The sequence below is a fragment of the Candidatus Cloacimonadota bacterium genome (assembly GCA_011372345.1).
GTDB lineage: Bacteria > Cloacimonadota > Cloacimonadia > Cloacimonadales > TCS61 > DRTC01.
The window spans coordinates 1-2,046 of the sequence record DRTC01000497.1; the positions used below are offsets into that span (position 1 = coordinate 1).

At 35.3% G+C, this 2,046-nt stretch carries 2 protein-coding genes; both read right to left on the bottom strand.

Features of this window, described 5'->3' with window-relative positions:
- Positions 1-176 precede the first annotated feature (176 nt).
- On the bottom strand, positions 177-626 hold the full coding sequence (gene pgsC / locus ENL20_09595; protein HHE38809.1) for a poly-gamma-glutamate biosynthesis protein PgsC: 450 nt from the start codon (positions 624-626) through the stop codon (positions 177-179).
- A gap of 74 nt (positions 627-700) precedes the next feature.
- The gene (gene pgsB / locus ENL20_09600) at positions 701-1,873 is read right to left on the bottom strand and encodes a poly-gamma-glutamate synthase PgsB (GenBank protein ID HHE38810.1); all 1,173 of its coding nucleotides are present in this window, start codon (positions 1,871-1,873) and stop codon (positions 701-703) included.
- Positions 1,874-2,046: the final 173 nt, after the last annotated feature.

The following is a 2,046-nucleotide window of genomic DNA, read 5'->3' on the forward strand; positions in this document are numbered from 1 at the left end:
GATAAATAATAATACAGAAGCTACAAAAAGAACCAGCAAACTTAATTTTGATTTTGCACTTGGGATGAACATTCTTCTCCTTTTTTTGCCACTGATTTTCACTGACTCAACACAAATAAAGACAATTCTTTCATATTAAAAAAGTCAGTATCGTTCTGTGCAAGTCCGTGGCATTTTTATCCAATTATCTGTCCTTTGAAGATCAGGATCAAAATGAATCTGACAACAACCGCAGCAACGGTCATGATTGCAAAAGTTTTTGTAATTCCCTGTTTTTCCATGGAATTAGCGATCAAACCGGGGATGATGTATCCGATCACATTTACCGAATATTCTGTCGGTAGAAATGAAAACAAACCGTATGTTCTCGCAATCCAGCCTAACACAAATCCTAAAAGTACGGAGATAACCATTCTTCTTCTACCGTAAATAAACATCACTTTACTGAGTAATCTGACAATAGCAAATACGATAAAACTAATAAACAAAGTAGCAAAAATTGTTACTGGATGATGAAGGAACATGGCAACATAACCAGCAACAACAATTCCTCCCGCAGCTGCACCAAATGTCTCTAAAAAGAAGAGACTGATAAGAACTCCTAAACCAATGGCGACTTCAAACATTATTTTGATTCCTTATATTTTAATGAGTCGATATATTAAACATAAACCTGAATATTGGATATTGTTTTTATATATTAACGCATGGATTTCCAATCTTTGCTGATAAAATATTCTAAAATAATTCCACCGTTTCCACCGATATTCCCGATCCCAAATAAAAGGATTTCCTTTTTCACAAGAACGGATACTTTTTCCACCAGTTTTTCTCCATCAGTCCAGCCGATCGCATGAATTTTATTATTCGGAATTCCATGCCTTAAAGCAAAAGATCTGATACTTTGTTCCTGATCTCCGATTAGGAAGAGTTCATCAAACTGCATTTCTGTGAGCATTTTTATCAGTTGTTTGGAGCGGAACATCCTGTCTGCACGGGTGTTCAAAACAATCGCCACTTTCTCGATATGTTTATGGATTTCCTTGATGTGTTCGATGAGAAATTTCGTAGATTCAGGATCATTGGCAGCGAAAGAATGAGCAAAAAGGATTTCTTTTTTATGATATTCATATTTAAAGATCTCTGTTGCTCCAAGATCAGGAATTGCTTTATACATCGATTTCAAAGCATCTTGTTCATCAATTCCAAAATGATTGCAAACTGCAAGTGATAACGCAACATTTTCCTTGTGTTCAATATGAGAAAAACCTTGCATATCATTATCTGAAATTTTATCAGATTCTGTATATATCATTTTTGTGTGTAATTTTTCTGCTTCTTTTTTCATTAAAGGAAACATCTTATTTTCAGAAGTAAAAGCGATTCCTTTTCTGGGAATAGTATTGCATAAAGATAAGGTTACATTTTTAATTCCAGGACCCATCAAATCAAGATGATCGAGCCTGCTGTTCGTGATCACGCAAACATCCGCCTTCACCATTTTATGTTCCGTTACCCATTGATATTCGGGATTGACAGCCATACATTCGAGAACCAGGATATCAACTTTTCTTTGAGAAGCATATTTGATGATCTTCAACTGCTCTTTGATATTTGCTCCAAAATGACGAACCACAGGAATTTCATTGCCGTCTTCAAAAATAAAGCGGGGAGCAGAACCTGTTGTTTTAGCAAGAGTCTTTTTCCCGCCTGCTCGCAATCCGGCTGCGATTAAACGGGTTACACTCGATTTCCCGCGTGTTCCATTTACATGAATTATCACAGGAATTTGTTTACGATATGCCTGATGGCGATGATATTCTATGATACCAAAAAAAATCAAAATCACCAGACCAATTATTAAACTATACATATTTTCGTATAACAAACAATCCTGTTTGTTTTTTCATTTCCTTTTTAACCTAGTGTCAAGTCAAGCCTCAATTGACGGATAAAGTCGTTTCAATTTAATTCTCGCATCTTTGGTTGTGAATCTCCAATTTACTTTTGATTTTCTCGTATTTCTATAATCTTGCCAATGCATTA